At 72.7% G+C, this 22696-nt stretch carries 23 protein-coding genes and 1 pseudogene; 11 read left to right on the top strand and 13 right to left on the bottom strand.

The features are described 5' to 3' along the window. Positions 1-19: 19 nt before the first annotated feature. Positions 20-385 (bottom strand): DUF5655 domain-containing protein, encoded by a 366-nt coding sequence (locus tag DNK53_RS09495; RefSeq protein ID WP_204163838.1) that lies wholly within the window; start codon positions 383-385, stop codon positions 20-22. A 5-nt stretch (positions 386-390) separates the two neighbouring features. Further along, on the bottom strand, positions 391-1179 hold the full coding sequence (locus DNK53_RS09490) for an exodeoxyribonuclease III (protein WP_110182020.1): 789 nt from the start codon (positions 1177-1179) through the stop codon (positions 391-393). A gap of 169 nt (positions 1180-1348) precedes the next feature. On the opposite strand from DNK53_RS09490, the gene DNK53_RS09485 reads away from it, so the two are divergent. Together DNK53_RS09485 and DNK53_RS09480 are read left to right on the top strand one after the other, a co-directional pair. Continuing rightward, positions 1349-2131 (top strand): 1,6-dihydroxycyclohexa-2,4-diene-1-carboxylate dehydrogenase, encoded by a 783-nt coding sequence (locus DNK53_RS09485; protein ID WP_110182019.1) that lies wholly within the window; start codon positions 1349-1351, stop codon positions 2129-2131. A 42-nt stretch (positions 2132-2173) separates the two neighbouring features. Then, entirely contained in the window at positions 2174-3235 is a 1062-nt protein-coding gene (locus DNK53_RS09480; protein WP_110182018.1) for a 2-keto-3-deoxygluconate permease, read from the top strand. A gap of 48 nt (positions 3236-3283) precedes the next feature. Here DNK53_RS09480 and DNK53_RS09475 read toward each other — a convergent pair whose 3' ends face one another. Both DNK53_RS09475 and DNK53_RS09470 read right to left on the bottom strand, forming a co-directional pair. Continuing rightward, a complete protein-coding gene (locus DNK53_RS09475; protein WP_110182017.1) occupies positions 3284-4804 on the bottom strand; it encodes a PH domain-containing protein in 1521 nt (506 codons plus the stop codon). Further along, the gene (locus DNK53_RS09470; RefSeq protein WP_239456451.1) at positions 4801-5331 is read right to left on the bottom strand and encodes a PH domain-containing protein; all 531 of its coding nucleotides are present in this window, start codon (positions 5329-5331) and stop codon (positions 4801-4803) included. Before DNK53_RS09470 ends, DNK53_RS09475 begins: the two co-directional genes overlap by 4 nt. Before the next feature lie 95 nt (positions 5332-5426). On the opposite strand from DNK53_RS09470, the gene ychF reads away from it, so the two are divergent. Next, a complete protein-coding gene (ychF, locus tag DNK53_RS09465; protein WP_110182016.1) occupies positions 5427-6500 on the top strand; it encodes a redox-regulated ATPase YchF in 1074 nt (357 codons plus the stop codon). A gap of 248 nt (positions 6501-6748) precedes the next feature. Here the strand turns inward: ychF and DNK53_RS09460 are convergent. Continuing rightward, a pseudogene (locus DNK53_RS09460) lies at positions 6749-7509 on the bottom strand (IS256 family transposase); the annotation flags it as partial. A gap of 115 nt (positions 7510-7624) precedes the next feature. On the opposite strand from DNK53_RS09460, the gene DNK53_RS18040 reads away from it, so the two are divergent. From DNK53_RS18040 to DNK53_RS09445, 3 genes are all read left to right on the top strand, one after another. Continuing rightward, positions 7625-7834, top strand: a complete 210-nt coding sequence (locus tag DNK53_RS18040) for a DUF3024 domain-containing protein (RefSeq protein WP_110182422.1) — start codon at positions 7625-7627, stop codon at positions 7832-7834. Positions 7835-7895: 61 nt separating this feature from the next. Further along, positions 7896-8357 (top strand): helix-turn-helix domain-containing protein, encoded by a 462-nt coding sequence (locus tag DNK53_RS09450; RefSeq protein WP_110182015.1) that lies wholly within the window; start codon positions 7896-7898, stop codon positions 8355-8357. Between the two features lie 19 nt (positions 8358-8376). Continuing rightward, positions 8377-9072 (top strand): nucleotidyl transferase AbiEii/AbiGii toxin family protein, encoded by a 696-nt coding sequence (locus tag DNK53_RS09445; RefSeq protein WP_204163837.1) that lies wholly within the window; start codon positions 8377-8379, stop codon positions 9070-9072. A gap of 213 nt (positions 9073-9285) precedes the next feature. Here the strand turns inward: DNK53_RS09445 and DNK53_RS09440 are convergent, their stop codons facing one another. From DNK53_RS09440 to DNK53_RS09425, 4 genes are read right to left on the bottom strand one after another with little or no spacing between them, the layout of a single operon-like run. Beyond that, positions 9286-9909 (bottom strand): cation efflux transmembrane domain-containing protein, encoded by a 624-nt coding sequence (locus tag DNK53_RS09440; RefSeq protein WP_110182013.1) that lies wholly within the window; start codon positions 9907-9909, stop codon positions 9286-9288. After that, complete coding sequence (locus tag DNK53_RS09435; protein WP_110182012.1) at positions 9902-11128, bottom strand: MFS transporter; 1227 nt, start codon at positions 11126-11128, stop codon at positions 9902-9904. The genes DNK53_RS09440 and DNK53_RS09435 overlap by 8 nt, the downstream gene beginning before the upstream one ends. Continuing rightward, on the bottom strand, positions 11092-11856 hold the full coding sequence (gene ddaH / locus DNK53_RS09430) for a dimethylargininase (protein ID WP_110182011.1): 765 nt from the start codon (positions 11854-11856) through the stop codon (positions 11092-11094). Before ddaH ends, DNK53_RS09435 begins: the two co-directional genes overlap by 37 nt. A 44-nt stretch (positions 11857-11900) precedes the next feature. Beyond that, positions 11901-12155: a Fe-S cluster assembly protein HesB gene (locus DNK53_RS09425; RefSeq protein WP_110182010.1), complete on the bottom strand. Its 255-nt coding sequence runs from the start codon at positions 12153-12155 to the stop codon at positions 11901-11903. A 160-nt stretch (positions 12156-12315) separates the two neighbouring features. On the opposite strand from DNK53_RS09425, the gene DNK53_RS09420 reads away from it, so the two are divergent. Together DNK53_RS09420 and DNK53_RS09415 are read left to right on the top strand one after the other, a co-directional pair. Next, entirely contained in the window at positions 12316-14148 is a 1833-nt protein-coding gene (locus DNK53_RS09420) for a BCCT family transporter (RefSeq protein WP_110182009.1), read from the top strand. A gap of 44 nt (positions 14149-14192) precedes the next feature. Beyond that, positions 14193-15050, top strand: coding sequence for an alpha/beta fold hydrolase (locus DNK53_RS09415; protein WP_110182008.1), 858 nt, complete (start codon positions 14193-14195; stop codon positions 15048-15050). Here the strand turns inward: DNK53_RS09415 and DNK53_RS09410 are convergent. After that, positions 15047-15529, bottom strand: coding sequence for a DinB family protein (locus DNK53_RS09410; protein ID WP_204163836.1), 483 nt, complete (start codon positions 15527-15529; stop codon positions 15047-15049). The two genes, DNK53_RS09415 and DNK53_RS09410, sit on opposite strands and share 4 nt — an antisense overlap. Before the next feature lie 47 nt (positions 15530-15576). Between DNK53_RS09410 and DNK53_RS09405 the strand changes: the two genes are divergently transcribed. Together DNK53_RS09405 and DNK53_RS09400 are read left to right on the top strand one after the other, a co-directional pair. Further along, positions 15577-16071: a GNAT family N-acetyltransferase gene (locus DNK53_RS09405; RefSeq protein WP_162599858.1), complete on the top strand. Its 495-nt coding sequence runs from the start codon at positions 15577-15579 to the stop codon at positions 16069-16071. After that, positions 16068-17741, top strand: coding sequence for a peptide chain release factor 3 (locus DNK53_RS09400; RefSeq protein WP_239456450.1), 1674 nt, complete (start codon positions 16068-16070; stop codon positions 17739-17741). Before DNK53_RS09405 ends, DNK53_RS09400 begins: the two co-directional genes overlap by 4 nt. Here the strand turns inward: DNK53_RS09400 and DNK53_RS09395 are convergent. The 3 genes from DNK53_RS09395 to DNK53_RS18345 all read right to left on the bottom strand — a co-directional run bounded on the left by DNK53_RS09395 (position 17722) and on the right by DNK53_RS18345 (position 21865). Further along, positions 17722-18576: an ATP-grasp domain-containing protein gene (locus DNK53_RS09395; RefSeq protein ID WP_110182004.1), complete on the bottom strand. Its 855-nt coding sequence runs from the start codon at positions 18574-18576 to the stop codon at positions 17722-17724. The genes DNK53_RS09400 and DNK53_RS09395 overlap by 20 nt on opposite strands. Then, a complete protein-coding gene (locus DNK53_RS09390) occupies positions 18573-20711 on the bottom strand; it encodes a DEAD/DEAH box helicase (protein ID WP_110182003.1) in 2139 nt (712 codons plus the stop codon). The genes DNK53_RS09395 and DNK53_RS09390 overlap by 4 nt, the downstream gene beginning before the upstream one ends. 185 nt (positions 20712-20896) lie before the next feature. Beyond that, the gene (locus DNK53_RS18345; protein WP_275425740.1) at positions 20897-21865 is read right to left on the bottom strand and encodes an FUSC family protein; all 969 of its coding nucleotides are present in this window, start codon (positions 21863-21865) and stop codon (positions 20897-20899) included. On the opposite strand from DNK53_RS18345, the gene DNK53_RS09380 reads away from it, so the two are divergent. Then, on the top strand, positions 21864-22664 hold the full coding sequence (locus DNK53_RS09380; protein ID WP_110182002.1) for a thioesterase family protein: 801 nt from the start codon (positions 21864-21866) through the stop codon (positions 22662-22664). The genes DNK53_RS18345 and DNK53_RS09380 overlap by 2 nt on opposite strands. Positions 22665-22696: the final 32 nt, after the last annotated feature.

Raw genomic sequence — 22696 nt, 5'->3', positions numbered from 1 at the left:
GCGCACCCGGCGAGGCGCGTCAGGGGACGTCGACGGCGGCGGCGTACGCCGCCGCGAGCCAGGCGCGCACCTCGTCGTCGACGTCCTGGGGCCGGCGGAGCTCGAGGTGGTGCATCCAGACCCGCGGGGAGGGGTGGACGACCTCCTTGAAGCGCCGCGAGCGAAGCTCGTGGGGGAGGGCGAGGGAGAGGACCGCCGGCGCGTCGTTGGCGACGTACTGACCGGGCCGCCAGACGTAGGCGAAGCCCCGGCGCCGGCGGAAGGCGACCTGGCTGCGGCTCGCGGCCGTCGTCACGTCGTCCCCGAGGTCGGCGACGGCCTCCTGGACGAGGCGGCACAGCGTCAGGCCCTCGGGGTGTCCGGCGAACAGGTCCTCGGGCTCCACCGCGGTCAGCCGAGGTCGACGACCACGGGGGCGTGGTCGGACGGCGACCCCTCGCCGAAGGTGGGGTCGCGCTCCTCGCGGTCGATGAACGCGTGGGTGACCCGCGACGCCAGGGAGGGGGAGCCCAGCACGAAGTCGATCCGCAGGCCGCGGTTCCGCTCGAACCGCTGGCGGTAGTAGTCCCAGTAGGTGTAGTTCTCCGGGCCCGGTGCGTGCGGCCGCACCACGTCGGCGTACCCGTCGTCGAGGAACGCCCGGAACGCGGCGCGCTCAGCGGGCGTCACGTGCGTCGAGCTGCGGAACTGCGCCGGGTCGAAGACGTCCTCGTCGGTGGGGCAGACGTTCCAGTCGCCCACCAGCGCGGTCTCCTCGCCCAGCCACCCCCGGGCCTGGTCGCGCAGCCGGGCCAGCCAGTCGAGCTTGTAGACGTAGTGCGGGTCGGCGGGCTTGCGGCCGTTGGGCACGTAGAGCGACCAGATCCGCACGCCGCCGCAGACCGCGCCGATCGCGCGGGCCTCGGGCTCCACGGGGTCGCCGTAGCCGGGCATCCCCTCGAAGCCGACCCGGACGTTCTCCAGCCCGACCCGGCTCACCAGCGCCACGCCGTTCCACTGGCTGGTGCCGGCGGCGGCGACCTCGTAGCCCAGCGACTGGAGCCCCATCACCGGGAGCTGGTCGACCTTCGCCTTCGTCTCCTGGAGCGCCAGCACGTCGACGTCGTGACGCTCCAGGAAGGCCTCGACGCGGCCGATGCGGGAGCGGAGGGAGTTGACGTTCCAGGTCGCGATGCGCACCAGCCCACCCTAGGCGTGTGGTCCACGGCACACCCGGGTGACCTGCGCTCATAGGCGGAGCCGATCAATCGGCGCCGATTCGGTCTTTCACACGCCCCTGTGGTGCGCGACACCGTCCTCGTCAGACGTGACCTGTGACACAGGTCGTCATCTCGAGGAGGCAAAACGCATGTACCCATCACGGTTCTCGGACAAGGTCCTGGTCGTCACCGGCGCGGCCCAGGGCATCGGCGCGGCGGTCGCCGTGCGCGCGGCGGCGGAGGGCGGCACGGTGCTGCTCGCGGACCGCTCACCCCTGGTCACGGACGTCGCGGTCGAGATCGAGGAGGCGGGCGGCCGGGCCACCACCTTCGAGGGCGACCTCGAGCAGTTCGACGGGGCGCAGGCGCTCGTCGAGGTGGCGCTGGCCGAGCACGGCCGCGTCGACGTGCTCGTCAACAACGTCGGCGGCACGATCTGGACCCGCCCCTACGAGGAGTACGACGTCGCCGCGATCGAGCAGGAGGTGCGGCGCTCGCTCTTCCCGACGCTGTGGTGCTGCCGTGCCGTGCTCCCGTCGATGGTCGAGCGGGGTGCCGGGACGATCGTCAACGTCAGCTCGGTGGCCACCCGCGGCGTCAACCGGGCGCCGTACGCCGCGGCCAAGGGCGGCGTCAACGCCCTCACCGCCGCCCTGGCGTTCGAGGCGGCGGCCAAGGGCGTGCGGGTGGTCGCCACCGCGCCCGGCGGCACCGAGGCGCCGCCGCGCCGGATCCCGCGCAACGACTCCGACCTCGACGACCGGGACCAGGCCTGGTACCGGGAGATCGTCGACCAGACAGTGTCCAGCAGCCACATGAAGCGCTACGGCACCCTCGCCGAGCAGGTCGGGCCGATCCTCTTCCTCGCCTCGGACGAGGCCTCGTACGTCACCGGCTCCGTGCTGCCCGTCGCCGGCGGCGACCAGGGCTGACCGGCCGTTCCCACCCTCCCTCCACCCCCTGAAGGACCCGTCATGGACAACCTGCTCCGCACGATCGGCCGGATCCCCGGCGCGCTGATGATCGTCCCGCTCTTCCTCGGCGCCGTGGTCAACACGGTGGCCCCCGACCTGCTCTCGATCGGTAGCTTCACCACCGCCCTCTTCAAGGAGGGGGCGCCGGTCCTCATCGGTCTCTTCTTCTTCTCGGTCGGCTCCCAGATCCAGGTGAGGGCCGCGCTGCCCGCCGTGGAGAAGGGGATCGTCCTCTTGCTCGCGAAGTACGGCGTCGCCGTCGCGGTCGGCCTCTCGATCGCCTTCCTCGTGCCGGGCGGCACGCTGTGGGGCCTCGTCCCGCTGGCCGTGATCGCGGCGATGTCCAACTCCAACGGCTCGCTCTACGTCGCCCTCACCAGCCAGTTCGGCAACCGCACCGACAAGGGCGCGATCTCGGTGCTGTCGATCAACGACGGCCCGTTCCTCACCCTCGTGGCGATGGGCGCCGCCGGGCTGGCCGACTTCCCGCTGATGGCGCTGCTGGCCGCCGTCCTCCCGATGGTGCTGGGCTTCCTGCTCGGCAACGGCAGCGCGGTCGCCCGCGAGTTCCTGGCGCCGGGGGAGAAGCTGATCATCCCGTTCGCGGCCTTCGCGCTGGGCGCCGGCATCGACTTCACCGTGCTGGCGACCGCCGGGATGGCCGGCGTGCTGCTCGGCCTGGCCACCGTCGTGCTCTCCGGCGGCGCGGCCGTCGGCGGGCTGGTGCTCTGGCACAGGGTCCGGCGCCACCCCCGCCCGGCCCGCAACGTGATCGCCGGCGTCGCCGAGGCCAGCACCGCGGGCAACGCGATCGCCACGCCGGTCGCCGTCGCCACCGTCGACCCGACGTTCCTGGCGGTCCAGGAGGTGGCCACGGCGCAGGTGGCCGCCGCGGTGGTCACCACCGCCTTCGTGGCCCCCTTCCTCGTCGCCTGGGTCTCCGCCTGGCAGCAGCGCCGCGGGATCAGCCCGGAGCTGGAGGAGGCGTTCCACGAGGGCAGGCTCCCGGACCCCGCCGAGCTGACGGAGACGCCCGCGTCGGAGCCGGCGCTTGTCCGCTGAGCAGGACCGCCCCCGGGGGCGCCGGCGCGGACGTGGTCCGCGCCGGCGTCACGCCGTCCGGACGAAGGGGGCCAGCGCCGCCGGCGTGACCTGGTGGGCCAGCTCGACCGCCCGGTCGTGGGGGACGTCGCGCAGCGTGACCCGCTCCTGCCCGGCGGCGGTGGTGGCCACCAGCGTCGCGAGACCGGCCCGTCGCTGGAACCAGCTCTGCTCCACGACCCAGCCGATCACCCCGTCACGCTCCAGGACGGTACGGCGGCGGGTGCTGGTCCCGCTGCCGACCACCAGGTGGCGGTCGGTCAGGGCGTGACCGAGGTGGGCGTAGGCCGCCTCGGCCAGCAGCGCCCCCAGCAGCGCGGCCGCCGGCACCGCGGCCCACGGCAGCCAGCCGGGGACCCAGTCGAGGCGGTCCCGCACCGGCTCCAGGGCGTCGAGCCGGAGCGCGAGGAGGACGACCAGCAGGACGAGGGTCGGACGCTGCCACCTCACGTGGCTGCGGCGCCTGGCGGCCGGGCCGTGCGGACGCAGCCCGGTGGCGAGGGGACGTGCGTCCTCCACCACCTGCGCCCCCACGCCTCGGGCCACCGTCGCCGGGCACGGGGGCAGCACGGCCGTCACCCCGTTGCTGACCCCGGTGGCGAGGGTGGAGAGCTCGGCCCCGCGGACCATCCGCAGCAGCACCTTCTCCTCCAGCTCGATCCCGCGGATCCGCTGCTCCTCGACCGTGACCGACCGGGTGGTGAGCAGGCCGTGGACGAGGTGGAGGGAGCCCGCGCCGCGGCTGAGCCGCAGCCCCCACCACTGGGCGAGGTAGCCGACGATCGAGAGGGCGATCCAGCCGAGCAGGGCGATCGCGAGCAGGAACGCGACGACGGCGAGCACGGCGAAGCCGGTCACCCACTCCCACGCGCTGCGCACGTCGTCGCCGTCGAGGACCGGGAAGTCGTCGAGGACCTGGGTGAGGAACCCGACGGCGCCGGCCACCACGACGAGCCTCGCGAGGCTGAAGGGGGCGAACCGGACCCATGTCGGGTCGAGCCGGGCGAGCACCTGCTCGGGAGCGGGGGGAGGGGGCGGCGTGGGGTGGGGCCCCCGGTCGGCGTCGTCGAGGGCCCGGGGGTCGGCGCCGGAGGCCGAGCGGGCGAGCAGCACCCGGCGCAGCTCGGCGGCCTCGACGACGGTGACGGCGTCGAGGGTGATCCGGTCGTCGTCCACACCGGTGCCGATCCGCACGGTGCGCAGCCCGAGCATCCGGTGGACGAGCTGGCCCTCGAGGTCGACGCTGCGGATCCGGTCCAGGCGGACCGTCGAGCTCTTCTTGTTGAGCAGTCCGCTGCGCAGCTGGAACTGCTCCTCGTCGAGGCGGAACCACGTGGTCAGCCACGGCACCACGCCGAGCGCGACGGCGCCGAGGAGGAAGGCCGGCAGGACGGCGAACGTCCACATGGGCCGGCCGCTGCTGCTGACCCCGATCACCACCGCCACCAGCGGGAAGAAGAAGGAGCGCAGGACCGCCAGCGGGTCGATGACGAGCTTGCGGGGACTGAGCCGGCGCCAGTCGTCGCTCACGTGGCGTCGCCCTCGGCGGCGCCGGTGATCGCGGTGAGCTGGGCGACCAGGCGCCGCGCGTCGTCGGCGTCCAGCCCCTCGATGGTGATCGGTCCGGCGGCCGAGGCGGTGGTGACCGTGAGGGAGGCCAGACGGAAACGGCGCATCAGGAGGCCCTGGGTGGAGTCGACCGTCTGCACCCGGCTGAGCGGCGCGATGCGGGTCTCGACCTCCAACCACCCCGAGCGGGTGTGGACGGCCGTCGGGCTCACCTCCCAGCGGTGCACCCGGAAGCGCAGGCCGGGCACGACCAGCACGTAGACCAGGTTGACCAGCGTGGCCGCCACGACGAGGGCGGTGGCCCACCAGGCCCACCACGGCAGGAGCAGGAAGAGGACGCCGGCGACCGCCAGCTCGGCGAGGAGGCCGAGCGCGGCGGACGTCCGCCAGTACTGCACCGCCCGGGGGCAGACCTGGTGCGCGGGCTCGCGGAGGGCCACCGGGTCGGGCTCGGGGACGGGCACGTCGGGCGGGGCGTCGATCGTCACGGGTGCGAGCCTCCCACAGGGCACCGACGACGCGGGGGCCCAGCGACCCCGCGTGATTTCGAGGGCCGCGGGCGCCGCACCTAGACTCGGCGCCCGTGGCCCTCACCATCGGGATCGTCGGACTCCCCAACGCCGGCAAGTCGACCCTCTTCAACGCGCTGACCAAGAATGACGTGCTCGCCGCGAACTACCCCTTCGCGACGATCGAGCCCAACGTCGGCGTGGTCGGGGTGCCCGACTCCCGTCTGGCGAGGCTGGCGGAGATCTTCGGCAGCGAGAAGATCCTCCCCGCGACCGTGGAGTTCGTCGACATCGCCGGCATCGTCCGCGGCGCCTCGCAGGGCGAGGGCCTGGGCAACAAGTTCCTCTCCCACATCCGCGAGTCGGCCGCGATCTGCCAGGTGACCCGGGTCTTCCGCGACGAGGACGTCACCCACGTCGACGGCGAGGTCAACCCCGGCAACGACATCTCCACCATCCAGACCGAGCTGATCCTCGCCGACCTCGAGACCGTCGAGCGGGCCGTCGTCCGGCTGGAGAAGGAGTCGCGCAAGGTCAAGGACCTGGTGGCCAACCTCGAGGCGGCGCGGGCGGCCAAGGAGGCGCTCGAGGCCGGGACGCCGATCATCGCCACCTCGATCGACCGCAGCCTGCTGCGCGAGCTGTCGCTGCTCACCGCCAAGCCGTTCATCTACGTCTTCAACTGCGACTCCGACGAGCTCGGCGACGAGGCGCTCAAGCAGCAGATGCGCGACCTGGTCGCGCCCGCCGAGGCGATCTTCCTCGACGCGAAGTTCGAGTCCGAGCTGGTCGAGCTCGACGACGAGGAGGCCGCCGAGTTCCTGGCCGAGGCGGGCGTCACCGAGCCCGGCCTGGAGGTGCTGGCCCGGGTCGGCTTCGCCACCCTCGGCCTGCAGACCTACCTCACCGCAGGGCCCAAGGAGACGCGCGCCTGGACGATCCCACAGGGCGCCACCGCCCCCGAGGCAGCCGGCGTGATCCACACCGACTTCCAGAAGGGCTTCATCAAGGCCGAGATCGTCTCCTTCGACGACCTCGTCGCCGCGGGGTCGATGGCCAAGGCCAAGGAGGCCGGCAAGGTCCGCATGGAGGGCAAGGACTACGTCATGGCCGACGGCGACGTCGTGGAGTTCCGCTTCAACGTGTGAGCTAGCGTGTTTGTGCAGGTCAGAGGGGGTCTCACCCCGCCCAGTCCGCAGAGAGTCCGCAAGCCGAAATCCTTCCACGCGTCGACGTAGCAGTGCGATGGGGCATCGAAGTCCAGCGACACTTCGTTCGTGATGCTTGTGGACGCGCTTCTCGTCCCGTCGAGCGATGGAAGGACCGTCACGTCTTGGAACGGGGGGTGGTGCCCCCCGGGATCGCAGAACAGTCGGTCGAGGCTGCCAAGCCCGTGACGTCGCAACGAGCCTGCCCTAATCTTCGCTGCAACCGCTTCGACCAGGGCGGCGTGGGCATCTGAGGTGACCAGCCGGACCCCGGTCAGGCCGCGGGCGACCAGGTCGGCGAAGAACTCGTTCCACGCCGCGCCGGTCTCACTGGTGGCTACCCGTATGCCGAGGACCTCGCGGTGACCGTCGCCGTTGACGCCGGTGGCCAGCAGGACGACGGCGTTGATCACCCGGCCGCCCTCGCGGACCTTCATCGTCGAGGCGTCAGCGGCGATGAAGGTGAACGGTCCCGCAGCGTCGAGGGGGCGGTGGCGGAACTCTTCGACGTGCTCGTCCAGGTCGGCGGCCATCCGCGACACCTGCGATTCGACAGGGAGTCGATGCCCAGGGTCTTGACCAGCTTGTCCATCCGCCGCGTGCTGACGCCGGCGAGGTAGCAATCAGCCACCACCGTGATCAGCGCGGACTCCGAGCGCTTGCGGCGCTCCAACAGCCAGTCGGGGAAGTAGGTGCCCTTGCGCAGCTTCGGGATCGCCACGTCGATCGTGCCGACCCTGGTGTCCAACGGGCGCCGGCGGTAGCCATTGCGCTGCGCCGTGCGGCCCGGCGTGGGCTGCCCGTACTCGGCGCCCACGACGGCGTCGGCATCCGCGGACAGCAGGGCGTTGATGATCGTCTGCAGCAGCGAACGCATCAGATCCGGACTCGCCTCGGCCAGGGCTTCACCCAGCAGGCCGGAAGGGTCGACAATGTGTGGTGCGGTCATCGTGATGACTCCGTTCGAGGGTTCTGTGAGAGGTTCACTCGAAGGATCACGCGGTGGCCGCATCTACGTCTTCCGTACACGCCGGTGACGATCTCGGCGACCGCGCTACACCACTATCGGGGACTCAACTTGGGACGGGGTCGGCGAGCACACCCGGTTCCCAATCGCGCGGCTGCGCTACACGAAGTCGACCGGCCAATGGGAGATCTACTGGCGCGACCGCCACCTCAAGTTCCACGAGTACAAACGCAAGCGCCCGACCAAGAACGTCCAGGCGCTCCTCGATCACATCGAGACCAGCGGCGACCCGATCTTCTGGGGGTAGTGAGGCACGTGAAGAGTTTCTCATTATTGACTTGATGGACCGAATGACTAAAATGAGAAACATGCCAGCCCCCAGCCCGTACACGAGCCCCGAGCAACAGGCGGACCTCGAACGCCTAGCCGCCCGGCTGCGCGAACGCCGAAAGGCCCTCGGTGTCACCGCAGTCGCCTGCGCCGAAGCTGCTGGCGTTTCGCGTGTCACCCTGCACAGGATCGAGGCAGGCAACCCCTCCGTCACGATCGGCGCCTACATCAACGTTGCCGCCGCACTCGGACTTCACCTCGTCGTCCCGATCCTCGACGTTCCAGCAGCAGAACCGGCGACGATCACGGTCGGCGACTACCCCGGTCTGCGCACGCTGGCCTGGCAGACGGACGTCGGCACCACCATCACCGAGACGGAGGCACTCAACCTCTACGAACGCGGTTGGCGACACCTCGACCAGGAGACGCTGACCGACCACGAGAAGGCGTTCATCCAGCACCTGGCGGACACCTACAGCAACGGGAGGCTCCTTGTTTAGGCGGCTGCACCACCAACACGTGGCTGAGGTGCTGTCGAGCCTCGACGCACCGCTCCTGGCCGAGCACAACTGCTGGTTCGGCGGCGGCACCGCGATCGTCCTCGCCAACGGTGAGTTCCGCGAATCGGTCGACATCGACTTCCTGGTCTCCGACCCGAAGTCCTACCGCGCGCTGCGCCAGATGGTCAGGGACCACGGGCTCGACGCTCTGGTTACCCGAGCACTGGACCCGGGTCGAACACCCTCTGTCGACGGCTACGGGATCAGGACCTCGGTGCTCGTTGCGGGGATTGCGATCAAGTTCGAGATCATCCACGAAGGCCGCATCGACCTCGACACTCCCGCCCCGGGGGATGAGATCTGCGGCGTACGGATCCTGACGCGAACAGACCAGGTCGCAACCAAGCTGCTCGCCAATGACGACCGCTGGGCAGACACGTCGACGTTCAGCCGCGATCTCATCGACCTGGCCATGATGAAACCCGACACCGCCGCACTGAAGGCCGGCGCGCGCAAGGCAGTCGATGCATACGGCAAGACGGTTGGCGAGAGCCTCGACAAAGCAGTCACCTACCTCCGAGATCGTCCGCAACGTCTCGACGAATACATCCGCGCACTCAAGATCGACGTGCCCCGAGCAGCTGTCTGGCAGAGCATCCGCGACCTGTCCGCAAGATCCGCGAAGATCGAAGATCTGGGTCGGGGCTCGGACTAGCCTGACGTCATGTCGGTGAGTCCGCGAGGAATGACCTCAGGGCCTCCGACCGTCCAGCGGTCCGCAAACAGTCCGCAAGAAGTCACGCGGAGCCCGTTTCTGACCAATGGCTGCCAACGACTCGTGGACGGCGTTTGCCCAGGTCGGAGGCCCTGTTCCGGCTGTTTTCAACGATGATCGAAAGTAGTCGAAAGACCCGGTTTTCGTTCCGCTTCAACGTGTGAGCCCCGCGGCCAGCCGCTCCTCCTCGCTGGCCTCCCACACCTCGTGGGCGGAGTGCAGGGCGAGCAGGACGAGGCAGCAGCCCAGGACCAGGTCGGGCCAGCCCGACGACGTGACGAGCGTCAGCACCGCCATCGCGATGACGGCGAGGTTGACCAGGACGTCGTTGCGCGCCGACAGGAAGGCCGCCCGGCTCAGCGAGCCGGCGTGGTGCCGCAACGACACCAGCAGCCAGGCGCTCGTCCCGTTGACCGCGATGGCTCCGAGCGAGACCAGCACCACGGGCAGGACGTCGGGGGCGACGGGCTCGCCGAAGCGCCGGGTCGCCTCCCAGGCGGCGAACCCCGCGGGCCCGAGGATGAGCAGCGCCATGGCCTTGCCCGCCACGGCGCGCGCGGCGAGCGGCCACCCCAGCGCGACGAGGATCAGCAGGTTGATGGCCGTGTCCTCGAGGAAGTCGACGCTGTCGGCCAGCAGCGAGACCGATCCCGCCACCAGCGCGGCGCCGAACTCGACTGCGAACCCGGCCAGGTTCAGCGCCGCGACGACCAGCACGGTCCGCCGGAGGCGGCGTCGCTCGGGCTCGGGCTCGGGCGCGTGCACGTCGCTACTCATGACGCCGTCCGGCGTCGGCGAGCTCGTCGTCGACCAGCACCGGCCGGACGGCGCGCAGCCCGGCGAGCGTGAACGGCACGGCAGTCGCCCCCAGCAGCACCAGCACGGCGGTCCACCCGCCGGTCGCGTCGTGCAGCATCCCCACGAGCACCGGGCCGGCCGCGGCGGCCAGGTAGCCGACGGGCTGGACGAACCCCGAGAGCCGGGCCGTCACGTCGGGGTCGTGCGTCCGGGCCGGCAGCAGCGCGATGACGAGCGGGAAGGCGAACCCCGCCACGCCCAGCATCAGCGCCCACAGCCACGGGACCTCGGCCGGGGCGAGCACGAGGCCGGTGTACCCGGAGGCCAGCAGCACGCCGAACGTCATCATGTACGGCGCCAGCGAGGGCGCCCGCACGATCACGGTCGGCATGGCGAGGCTGCCCACGATGCTGGTCGCCGCGAGGAGCGCCTGGAGGCCGCCCGCCTGGACCGCGGAGAGCCCGGCGTCCCGGTAGACCTGCGGCAACCAGCCCATCTGGACGTAGGCGTGCATCGACTGGAGGCCGAAGAGCAGGGTCATCGCCACCGCCGTGGGGGAGGCGGCCACGCCCAGGGGCAGGACGGAGCCCGACCGGGCGACGGTCGCCGGACCACGGTCACGGCGCTCCCGGGCGGCCAGCCGGAGCCAGAGCGGCAGGGCCAGCAGGATCGGCAGCGCCCACGCCCCCAGCGCGCGGTCCCAGCCGCCGAGCGACTCCGCCAGGGGTGCGGTGAGCAGCGAGCCCAGGGTGCCGCCCACCACCAGGCCGGTCCCGTACAGCGTCGCCAGCGCCACCTGGCGGTGGCCGCCGAAGCGCTTGATCCACGCGGGGACGAGCACGTTGCCGACCGCCATGCCGGCGAGCGCCAGCGTGCTGAGCAGCAGGAAGAGCCACGCGGAGCCGGTGGTGGCCCGCAGCAGCAGCCCGGCCGCGGCGGCGACCAGACCCAGCGCGATCCCGGCGGCGGTGCCGATCCGACGCGCGAGGCCCACCGCCAGCGCGCCGGCCACCGCGAAGCAGAGGCCGGGCAGCCCGTTGAGGAGGCCGGCGTACCCGCCGCCCACGCCCAGCCCGGCACGCAGCTCCGCGAGCACCGGCCCGACCCCGGCGGCGCCGGGGCGGAGGTTGACCGAGACGACGACGACCGCGACGCCGGCGCTCAGCCGCGCAGGCGGACGGAGAGGCACGTCACGCATCCCTCGAGCTTCTCGAACTCGGTCATCGGCACCGCGACCACCCGCAGGCCGCGCTCCTCGTAGAGCCGCGCGGTGAGCGGGGCGCTGGCCGACATCAGCACGGTCCGCTCGTCGAGGAGGACGACGTGGGCGCCCGGCTCCTCGGGGACGGCCAGGAAGGTGGGCCACACCGCCGGGTCGTCGACGAGCTCCTCGAAGCCCACGACCGTGCCGTCGGGCAGCGCGGTGACCGCGGACTTCAGGTGCAGCACCCGGGTGAGGGGGACGCCGACGGTGCGGACGCCGTGGGGCGCCAGGTGGGCCGCGAGCTGGTCGAGGCCGGCGCGGTTCGTCCGCCCGCCGAGCCCCACCCATGCGGTGCCGTCGTGCTTGAGGACGTCCCCGCCGTCGAGGGTGCCGGGTGCCTCGACGTGGGCGATCCGGTAGCCGAGGTCGCGGAGCACCTGCTCGGTGCCGGCCGTCTCGGGCTTGCGCTCGTCGGCGCCCGGGCGGGTGATGACCGCGAGGTCGTCGTACACCACGACGGTGTCCTCCACGAAGACCGCGTCGGGGCATGCGGGGGCCGGGGGCACCTCGATGGTCTCCCAGCCCTCGGCCGCGAGCGCGGCGACGTAGGCCTCCCACTGCTCCAGCGCCAGGTCGACGTCGACCGGGACGCGCTCCAGGTGGGTGAGCAGCCCCTCGGCGAGGCGGGGGCCGGGGCGGCGGACGAGGGCACGGCGCGACATGGTCGCGATCCTGCCCCAGCCCGCCTCCCCGGGGCAGCCCGGGGTCAGGCCTGCAGGCCGACCGCGAACTGGATGTTGCCGTCGGCGTCCACGCCGCCGTCGAGGACCTTGTCGTCCAGGAGCGCGGAGGCGGGGGCGTCGACGAAGACGGTCGCGCCGTCCTGCTCGATCGTCTGGTCGTCCTGCTGGGCGTGGTCCGCCGGGCTGATCGACAGGGACTGCCCGTCCGCCTCGGCGGCGATCCGGATGCCGGAGACCTCCGGCACCTCCCGGGCGAGCTGCTTGACGATGTCGGTCACGTTCTCGGTGGGGCGAGCACGGCTCTCCTTCGCTTGAGGATGTGTCCCCTCCACCGTTGCTCGGATCCGGCGCAGGGACAAACGCCGGGTGCCGGGGACGACGCTCCCGGACCCCCGCGGCTAACGTGAGACGTCCCCGAGGAACAGGAGCAGCCGGCTCATGCCAGACGAGGAGTACCCGCACGACCTCCACCCCGCCCTGGTGCCCGGCATCGCCGTCGACGAGCAGCGGCGCCGCTACGGCGTGGACAAGGTGGTGGCCGGGATCGCCGGCGTCCTCACCGTCGCCTTCGTGGTCTGGGGGATCGCCGACCCGGGCAGCGTCGCGACGGTCGCGTCGGCGGCGTACGACTGGACGGTGGAGCACCTCGGGTGGCTCTTCAACGCCGTCGCCACCGTCGTCCTGGTGGCCCTGCTGGTGCTGGCGTTCTCGCGGTACGGCGACATCCCGCTCGGCAAGGACGGCGAGGAGCCCGAGTTCTCGACGTTCTCCTGGGTGGCGATGCTCTTCGCCGCCGGCCTCGGCATCGGCGTGATGTTCTGGGGACCGTCGGAGCCGCTCACCTACTTCATCACCCCGCCGCCGCTGACCCACGAGGCGGAGTCGACCGAGGCGCTGCACCACGCGCTGGCCCAGACCTACTACCACTGGGGGATCCACGCGTGGGCGATGTACGCCCTCGTCGGCGGCGCGGTCGCCTACGCCGCCTACCGGCGCGGGCGCTCCCTGCTGATGTCGTCGATCTTCGAGCGGCTCTTCGGCAAGGCGCGCTCCGAGGGGTGGGCCGGCCAGCTCGTCGACATCTTCGCGATCGTCGCGACCCTCTTCGGCACCGCCGCCGCGCTGGGCATCGCCGCCCTGCAGATCGGGCAGGGCTACGTGATCGTCACCGGCGCCTCGGCGGCCACCAACCGGGTGCTGGTCGGGGTGATCGCGGTGCTCACCGTCGGGTTCGTGGTCTCCGCGGTCTCGGGCGTCTCGCGCGGCATCCGCCTGCTCTCCAACACCAACATCGTCCTGACCATCGGCTTCGCCGGGCTCGTCTTCGTGCTCGGACCCAGCCTCTTCCTGCTCAACCTGCTGCCGTCGGCGGTCGTGGAGTACGCCGGCTCCCTCTTCTCGATGATGGCGCGCTCGGCCTCCTGGGGACCCGAGACGCAGCAGTTCCAGTCGACGTGGACCGTCTACTACTGGGCGTGGTGGATCTCGTGGTCGCCCTTCGTCGGCGTCTTCATCGCCCGCATCTCGCGCGGCCGGACCATCCGGCAGTTCCTGCTCGGCGTCATCCTCGTGCCGTCCTCGCTGCTCTTCGTCGCCTACGGGATCATGGGCGGCACCGCGATCTGGATGTACCGCGACGGGGCACCGGGCTTCAGCAGCGAGGTGAACCCGCCCGAGGTGCTCTTCTCGCTGGTCGACAACCTGCCGTACGCCGGGTGGCTGCCGGTGGTCATCATGGTGATCCTGGCCATCTTCTTCATCACCGCCGCCGACTCCGCCTCGGTCGTGATGGGGATCCTCAGCACCCGCGGCAGCCAGGACCCGCCGAAGGCGCTCGTCGTCTTCTGGGGGCTCGTGATGGCGGGGATCGCGGTCGTCATGCTGACGCTCGGCGAGGCCTCGGCGCTGCAGGGCCTGCAGTCGCTGGTGATCGTCACCGCCGTGCCCTTCGCCGTCGTGATGCTGCTGGTCGTGGTCGCGTGGTTCCGCGAGCTCGCCACCGACCCCCACGCGCTGCGCCGCCGGTACGCCGAGACCGCCGTGCGCGACGCCGTCGTCCGCGGGATCGACCGGTACGACGACGACTTCGCCCTCCAGGTCGTCCGGACCGAGCCGGGGCAGGGCGCGGGCGCCGACGTCGACTCCACGCACGCCGACTACACGGAGTGGTACCAGCGCACCGACGAGAACGGCGACCCCGTCGGCTTCGACTTCGCCACGGGGGAGTGGGCCGACGGGTGGCGGCCGGACGACCCCCGCCGGGACGCCTGAGCGGCGCTACGGTGGAGGTGTCCCGACGACCAGGAGGTCGCACCATGGACCGCTCCCAGCCCCGCACGGTCACGCTGCACGGCCACGAGTTCTCCTACGTCGACAGCGGCGAGGGCGCGCCCGTCCTCTTCATCCACGGCATCCTCGGCTCGCGCCGGCAGTGGTCGCGGCTGGTCGACCGGATGGACGACGACCAGCGGGTGATCGTCCCCGACCTCTTCGGCCACGGCGAGTCCGACAAGCCGCTCGGCGACTACTCGCTGAGCTCGCACGCCGCCACCCTGCGCGACCTGCTCGACCGGCTCGGCGTCGACCGGGTCACCCTCGTCGGCCACTCGCTGGGCGGCGGCATCGCGATGCAGTTCTACTACCTCTTCCCCGAGCGGGTGGAGCGGCTCGTCCTGGTCGCCAGCGGCGGCCTCGGGCGCGAGGTCAGCCCGCTGCTGCGGGCGGCGACGCTGCCGCTGGCCGACCAGGTGCTCTCGGTCGCCGCCTCGGGCTGGCTACTGGGCCGGCTGGAGGACGTGGGCCGCGTCGCGCGCGGCGTCGGCTGGAGGCCGGGGGCCGACATCACCGCGGTCTGGAAGGGGTTCACCTCCCTCAACGACCGGGAGAGCCGCCGGGCCTTCCTCGCCACCACCCGCGCCGTCATCGACCCGGGTGGGCAGACCATCAGCGCCCACGACCACCTCGAGGACGTCGAGCCGGTGCCGACCCTCATCGTGTGGGGCTCGCGGGACCGGATGATCCCCGCCTTCCACGCGCTCAAGGCGCAGGAGTCGGTGCCCGACTGCCGGGTCGTCCTCTTCGACGGAGCCGGCCACTTCCCGCACCTCGACGACCCCGACCGGTTCGCCGACGTGCTGCGCGACTTCATCGCCAGCACCTCCCAGGCCGCCTAGGTGTGATGCCCGGGCGCGCCGCCGGCGCGCAGCTGCTCGACGAGGATGTCGCCGTGTCCCGCGTGCCGGGCCAGCTCGGCGATCATGTGCAGGTGGACGAAGCGCAGGCTCACCCGCGCGCCGTGCCACTCCCACTCCTCGTCCAGCTCGTGGACCGCCGCGACGGCGCGGGAGTGCTCGCACGCCGCCCGGTGCCGGGCCAGCACGGCGGCCACCGTGTCCTGGTCGGTCAGCCCGAAGCTCTCGTCCACGGTCGCCGGGATGCCCAGCTCGCGCCGCGGCACCCCGGCGACCCGGGAGTGGAACCACACCTGCTCGACGAAGGTCGCGTGCTTGACCAGCCCGAGGGGGGTGGTCAGCGAGGGGACCAGCCGCGCCCGCGCTGCCTCCTCGTCCAGCCCGTCGAGGAGGCGGGCGACCTCGCGGCGCTGGTCGTCGAGCATCTTCTCCAGCAGCGCGCGCTCTCCCGGGACGGACATGGTGCCCATCGTGCCGGTCCTGCGGGCGTCCGGCCAGAATGGGTCCCGTGAGCGACGCCGTCCAGCCCGAGTTCCTGCTCGTCCGCGCCGACGACCCGCGGGTCGAGGCGCTGCTCGCCGACTACGCCGCCGAGCTCGCGGGGGAGGGGATCGTGCTGCACCAGGGCGAGGGCGGCTCCGTCACCGCCGACGAGATGGTCCCCCCGACGGGGGCGTTCCACCTCGTCACCCTGGCCGGCGCGCCCGTCGCGTGCGGCGGCGTCCGCCTGCTCGGACCGCGGGTCGCGGAGGTGAAGCGGATGTACGTCGCCCCCGCCGGCCGCCGCCGCGGCGTCGCGCGGGCGCTGCTCGCCCGGCTGGAGGAGGACGCGTGGAGCCTGGGCGCCGACGTCGTGCGCCTCGACACCGGGCCCACCATGGCGCCGGCGGTGGCGCTCTACCGGAGCGCGGGCTACGAGCCGGTCGAGGACTACAACGGCAACCCCCATGCGGGCCACTGGTTCGGGAAAACCCTGGGTCCCGGAGGATCATGGGGCACGTGACCTCCGCAGCCCCCGCCAGCAACGCCCCCAGCACCGGCACCGACAGCGCCTCCACCGCCACCTCCGCGTCCGCCCAGGACGTCGCCCGCGAGGCGGCGCGCCGCCGTACCTTCGCGGTGATCAGCCACCCCGACGCCGGCAAGTCGACGCTCACCGAGGCGCTGGCCCTGCACGCCCAGGTCATCAACCAGGCGGGCGCGACGCACGGCAAGGCGGGCCGCAAGGCGACGGTCTCGGACTGGATGGAGATCGAGAAGGAACGCGGCATCTCGATCACCTCGGCGGCCCTGCAGTTCGCCTACGAGGACCAGGTCGTCAACCTCGTCGACACCCCCGGCCACTCCGACTTCTCCGAGGACACCTACCGCGTCCTCTCCGCGGTCGACGCGGCCGTGATGCTCGTCGACGCCGCCAAGGGGCTCGAGCCGCAGACCCTCAAGCTCTTCCGGGTCTGCAAGGCGCGCGGCCTGCCGGTGATCACCGTCATCAACAAGTGGGACCGCCCGGGCCTGGACCCGCTGGCCCTGATGGAGCAGATCCAGGAGCAGATCAAGCTGGTCCCGACGCCGCTGACGTGGCCGGTCGGCATCGCGGGCGACTTCCGCGGCGTGCTGGAGCGGCGCACCGGGGAGTACGTCGCCTACACGCGGACCGCGGGCGGGGCCACCCGGGCGCCCGAGGAGCGGATGGGCGCCGACGCGGCGCAGGCCCGCGAGGGCGACGTCTGGGCGGCGGCGGTGGAGGAGTCCGAGCTGCTGTCGGCCGACGGGGCCGACCACGACCAGGAGCTCTTCCTCTCCGGCTTCACCACGCCCGTCCTCTTCGCCTCCGCGATCTCCAACTTCGGCGTCTCCAGCATCCTGCGCACCCTCGTCGAGCTGGCGCCTTCGGCCGTGCCCTTCCGGCACGGCGAGGAGGACGCCGAGGGGCGGCCCCTGGAGGTCCGCGAGGTGACCGCGCCGTTCAGCGCCTTCATCTTCAAGGTGCAGGCCGGCATGAACACCCAGCACCGCGACCGGGTGGCGTTCGCCCGCGTCTGCTCGGGCGTCTTCGAGCGCGGCATGATCGTCACCCACGCCCAGACCGGCCGCCCGTTCGCGACCAAGTACGCCCAGACGCTCTTCGGCTCCGAGCGGGGGGTGCTCGACACCGCCCACCCCGGCGACATCATCGGCCTCGTCAACGCCATGACGCTGCGCATCGGCGACACGATCTACGTCGACGAGCCCGTCACCTACCCGCCGATCGCCACCTTCGCGCCCGAGCACTTCGCGGTGGCCACGGCCCGCGACAGCGGCCGGTTCAAGCAGTTCCGCAAGGGCATCGAGCAGCTCGACAGCGAGGGCGTGGTCCAGGTGCTCCGCTCCGACCTGCGCGGCCAGCAGTCGCCGGTGCTCGCGGCGGTCGGGCCGATGCAGTTCGAGGTCGCCCAGGCGCGGATGGAGAGCGAGTTCGGCGCCTCGATCCGCCTGGAGATGCTCGGCTACACGCAGGCCAGGCGCACCGACGCCGCCTCGGCGCCCACCTTCGCCGCGGTCCGCGGCGTCGAGGTGATGGAGCGCACCGACGGCACCCCGCTGGTGCTGGCCCCCGACAAGTGGCGGATGAGCGTGATGGAGCGCGACCACCCCGACCTGGTGCTCGAGCCGCTCATCGCAGGCGACCGGTGACCAGGTCGGCGAACCGCTCGGCGTTGGCCGGGTCGACGTCGAGGTAGAGCCCCGGCTCGATCAGCTCCAGCTCGCTGACCCGCCACCCGCCGTCGTGCCGCATCATGTCGACCCGGGCGTAGGCGAGGTCGGCGCCGAGCAGGTCGGCGGCGGCCCGCACGGCCTGCTCCGCCAGCGCGGCCCGCTCGGCGTCGAGGGGCACCAGCCGCGAGCGGCCGCCGTACGAGCCGTGGACCCGCACCTCCTCGCCGACGGCGACCTTGTCGACCTGCGAGACGGCCCCGCCGTCGAGCACGTGGAGCGACGACTCGCCGGTGGTCCGCACCGACTCCACGAGCGGCTGCACCACCCACGGGCCCGGGGTCAGGCCCTCCAGGCGCTGGTCGTCGGTGCGGTCGGCCACGACGACGCCCACCCCGCCGGCCCCCGTGCGCGGCTTCACCACCACGGTGCCCCAGCGCTCGATCGCCGCGCCGAGGCCCGGGACCAGCGCCGCGTCCTCGAGCAGGGCGGTGGGGAGCGTCGCGACGAGCTCGCCCAGGCCGACCAGGTAGGCCTTGTCGGCGTTCCAGGCGAACACGTCGGGTCCGTTGAGCAGCGTGGTCGTCGCGGCCACCCGACGGCTCCAGGCCAGGAACTCCTCGCACCGGCGGTGGTAGTCCCAGGTGGCGCGGACGGCGACGAGGCCGGCGGCGGCCCAGTCCACCGCCGGGTCGTCCCAGACGGCCCAGCGGGCCGCGACCCCGCGCGCGGCCAGCGCCTCGACGAGCAGCGCGCCGCCCGGCTCGCCGTCGGGGAGCAGCTGGAAGGTGGCGAGCAGGACGTCGGCGGTCACCGGCGGCGCTTGTGCAGGGCGTCGGTGAGCAGGGCGACCATGGCCTCCACCTGGATGTCGGCCGAGGCGGTGACCTCCTCGTCGGAGCCGTCCAGGGCGCGGGCCGCGAGGCCCGCCTTGGAGTCGATCAGCTCGGCGATCCGGGTGTCGATCGTCTGCGCGGCGATGATCCGCCACGCCGTGACCGGCTCCTCCTGGCCGATCCGGTGCACCCGGTCGATCGCCTGGGTCTGCTCGGCGTCGGTCCACGAGAGCTCGGCCAGCACGACGTTGGAGGAGACCTGCAGGTTGAGGCCCACGCCCGCCGCGGTCAGCGAGCAGACCACGATCGCCACCTCGGGGTCGTTGACGAACGAGTCGATCGCGGCCTCCCGCGCCTTCGGCGTCTGGTTGCCGCGGATCGAGGAGTGGCGGATGCCGCGCTCGGCGAAGAGGCGCTCGCAGGCGTCCATGACGTCCACGTGCTTGGCGAAGACCACGACCTTGCCGACGCTGCGCGCCAGCTGGGCGGCGTAGTCGGCGGCCAGCGGGGCCTTGGCCGTGCCGATCCGGCGGATCATCGAGAAGACGTTCTCGCCGGAGGCGTTGTCGTCGGTCTCGTCGCGCTCCCACTCCGCGACCCGGCGCACCAGCTCCTCGTCGATCCCGGCGACGCGCTTCTCCTCGTCGCGGGCCGCCATCACCCGGTCGTAGCGCTCCACCAGGCGACGGGCCAGCTCGCGCTCGGCGGCCCGGATCGAGCGGCCGGCCTCGTCGTCGAGCTCGACCGGGATGTCGGCGATCCGGCGGGCCGGGATGTCGGCGGCCACGTCGACCTTGCGACGGCGCACGATCCCCATGTCGACCACGGCCCGGCGGGCGGCCGGGTAGAAGGGCTTGTCCTCGGGGGTCAGCCCGGTCTCCTCCAGGCGCGCCATCAGCTCGGGGAGCGGCTTCTTCTCGTCGATCCAGCCGAGGAACTGCCAGATGGAGGTGAAGTCCTCGATGTCGTTGATCAGCGGGGTGCCGGTCAGCGCCATGAGGAGCGGCCGGACCGTGCGCTGCCGGATCCGGTCGGCCAGCTGCAGCACGTGCTGGGAGCGCTGGGACTTGCGGTTCTTGATGAAGTGGGCCTCGTCGACGACCATCCCGCGGAAGCCGAGGTCGCCGAGCCAGCCGACGTGCCGGTCGAGCACCTCGTAGTTGACCACGACGATGTCGGCGAAGCCGTCGATGTCGTGGCCGTCGCCGTGGATCACGGTGGCCTTGCGACGGGGCACCCAGCGCTGGGCCTCGCGGGCCCAGTTGGTCTTCACGACGTTGGGCACGACCACCAGCAGCGGGAACGCGTCGGCAGCCTGCGCCGCCAGCAGCGCCTGCGCGGTCTTGCCGAGACCCGGCTCGTCGGCCAGCAGGAAGGTCCGGTGGCCCTCCTTGACGGCGGCCACCAGCTGCGCCTGGTGGCGCATCATCTCGAGGCCGTCGCGGGTGCGCCGGTCGCGCGGGTCGGGCATCTCCAGGCAGGCGGGGGCGCCGTTGGCGAGCTCGAACGAGCGCAGCAGCGGCCCGATCAGCTCCCAGTTGGCGAGCCGGTGCGTCTTCGGCTCGAGCCGCCGGGCGGCGCCCTCGAAGTCGGGCACCTGGAACGGGTTGGCCAGCTGCCGGGCGACGACGGAGCGGGGGACGACGCGGCGCTCCGGGACCGCGGGGACCTCGCCCTCGACCGCGGCGGGCGGCTCCTCCTCGACGACCTCGACGCCGGCGGCCTCGAGCATCTTGCGCCGCAGCGCGCGGGCGGAGTCGGAGACCTCGGCGTCCTCGGCCAGCAGCACCAGGAGCGTGGTGTCGCGGGCGGCGGCCTTGGCGAGGATCGTCGCCACGCCGTCGAGGCGCTTGAGCTGCTCCGCCTTCTGCACCTCCGTGGCCTCGGCGTCCTCCTTGACGCGGGCCCGCTCCTCGCGGACGAGCAGCGCCACGACCTGGAACCGGGTGCGGGCCGACGGGGAGACGCGGCCGCGCTGGGCCTCCGCCTCGATCTCGCGCACGGCGCGCGCCAGCACCGGGATGATCCCGTCGTTGTCGAGACGCCTGGGGGTGCTGCGGCGTGGGCGCCGGTTGCCGCGCGTGCGGCTCGCGGACTTCGTCTGGCCGGACAAGTTCCTCCTCGTCGGGGCTCCCGCGGCGGCCGCGGGTGCACCGGAGCGTGCTGTCGGTTCGGCACGGCCCGCGAGCGAGGTCCGACTCCAGCGACCGAGGGAGGCCGAGGGGCTGTCGTCCCGGAGGAGCGAGGCGCAGAGGCGGGGCTGCTGACGAAAGACTCCGGGGCCGTGCTGGGCACAGCCTAGCGCGCGGCGTCCGCAGGACCCAGACGCGGCCCACCCGTGTCGTCCCGGGGGTGCCCGGGGCCGCGGGAGCGGGTCGCCCACGCCAGGGCGATCCCCACGACCGCCCCGACCACCGTCTCCACGCCCCGGTCAAGGAGCAGGTCGCCGGCGGGGACGGGCGCGACGAGGTGCACCATCGGCAGGGCGAGGGGGGTGACCGCCACCAGCGCGACGGCGTAGTTGCGTCCGACCCACAGCTCGGCGCCGGCCTGCAGCAGCACCACCACGAGGATCAGCGCGAGCCCCGTGAGGTCGAGGGCCAGGAGCGCGGCGGCCAGGGCGAGGCCGACCAGGGTCCCGACGATCCGCTGCAGGCCGCGGACCAGCTGGACGCCGAGCTCCCGGGGCGCCAGCGGCACGATCGCGGAGACCATCGCCCAGTAGGGGTGCCCGATGCCCGCCGCCGTCGCGAGGGTCCCGGCGACCCCGCGGCGACCCCCGCCGCGACGGGGAGGTCGGCCGGACGCGAGGGGAACGACGCGCAGGCCGCGAAGGCGAAGACGAGGAAGAGCGGGCCCGGCGGGTGCCAGTCCTGGGCGTCGGAGACGAGCGAGCCGATCCCCGCGACCAGCGCCCCGGTCGGCACGACCAGCCAGTCGCGGTGCGCCGAGAGACCCACGGCCACGCCGCCGACCACCGCCCCGGTGAGCAGCACGGCCAGGCTCGCCTGCATCTGCAGCCGGGAGAGCCCGGTCCGGGTGCGGCCGTAGAGGGAGGTGAAGGCCCCGAAGGCGGCGTAGATCGAGAGGTCCTGCCGGTCGAGCGCCCACAGCAGGAGCAGCGGGACCAGCACCGAGAGCGAGGCCCGGAGCGCCACCCGGTGCGCCGGCGTGGGGTCCGACGGTGAGGAGCTGGCTCACCAGGCTGGGTGGTGCGGGCACCCGGCCCGTCTGCCCCGTCGGGCACGGCGCATAGCATCCGCGCATGACCAGTGAGTTCGACGCAGCCCTCGCCCTCACCCCCCGCGAGGGCGGGGTGTACGACGCCGTCCTGGACCACGGGTGGCACATCGGGGGCGGCATCAACGGGGGGATCCTGCTGGCCACGATGGCCGAGGCGATCCGCCGCGAGCTGCCGACCAAGCCCGACCCGCTGGTGGTGAGCGCCCACTACCTGGGGCCCTCCAGCGCCGGGCCCGCCGAGGTCCGCACCCGGGTGGTGCGCGAGGGCGGGACCGTCGGCACCGCCGAGGCGACCCTCGTCCAGGACGGGGCCGACAAGATCGCGGTGCTGGCGACGTACGGCGACCTGGAGCGCCTCGACGGCGAGGTCCGCACGAGCGTCGAGCCGTTCGAGATCCCCCCGCCCGAGGAGTGCTTCTCCGCCGACCTCAACCCCGCGGCCTCGCCGCCGCTGATGGGCCGCTTCGACATGCTCTTCGACCCCGCCTCCGTGGGCTGGGCGCTGGGCCAGCCCAGCGGCTCGGGGGAGATCCGCGCGTGGCTGCGCCTCAAGGACGGCCGCGACCCCGACCCGCTGGTGCTCCTCACGATGGTCGACTCGCTGCCCCCGGTCGTCTTCGACCTCGGCTACACCGGCTGGGCGCCCACCCTCGAGCTCACCGCCCACGTGCGGGCGCGGCCCGCGCCGGGCTGGCTGAAGGTCCGCGCCTGGACCACGAACGTGGCCGGCGGCCTCTTCGAGGAGGACTGCGAGGTCTGGGACTCCAGCGGCCGGCTCGTCGCCCAGTCCCGCCAGCTCGCGATGGTCCCGCGCCGGCGCTGATCCACGAACGGCGCTGGGTCACGAACGGCGCC

It is taken from the genome of Nocardioides solisilvae (genome assembly GCF_003194625.1).
GTDB classification, from domain to species: Bacteria; Actinomycetota; Actinomycetes; order Propionibacteriales; family Nocardioidaceae; genus Nocardioides; species Nocardioides solisilvae.
Note: the sequence above shows the minus strand (reverse complement) of the source record. Positions and strands in the feature narration are given on the sequence as shown.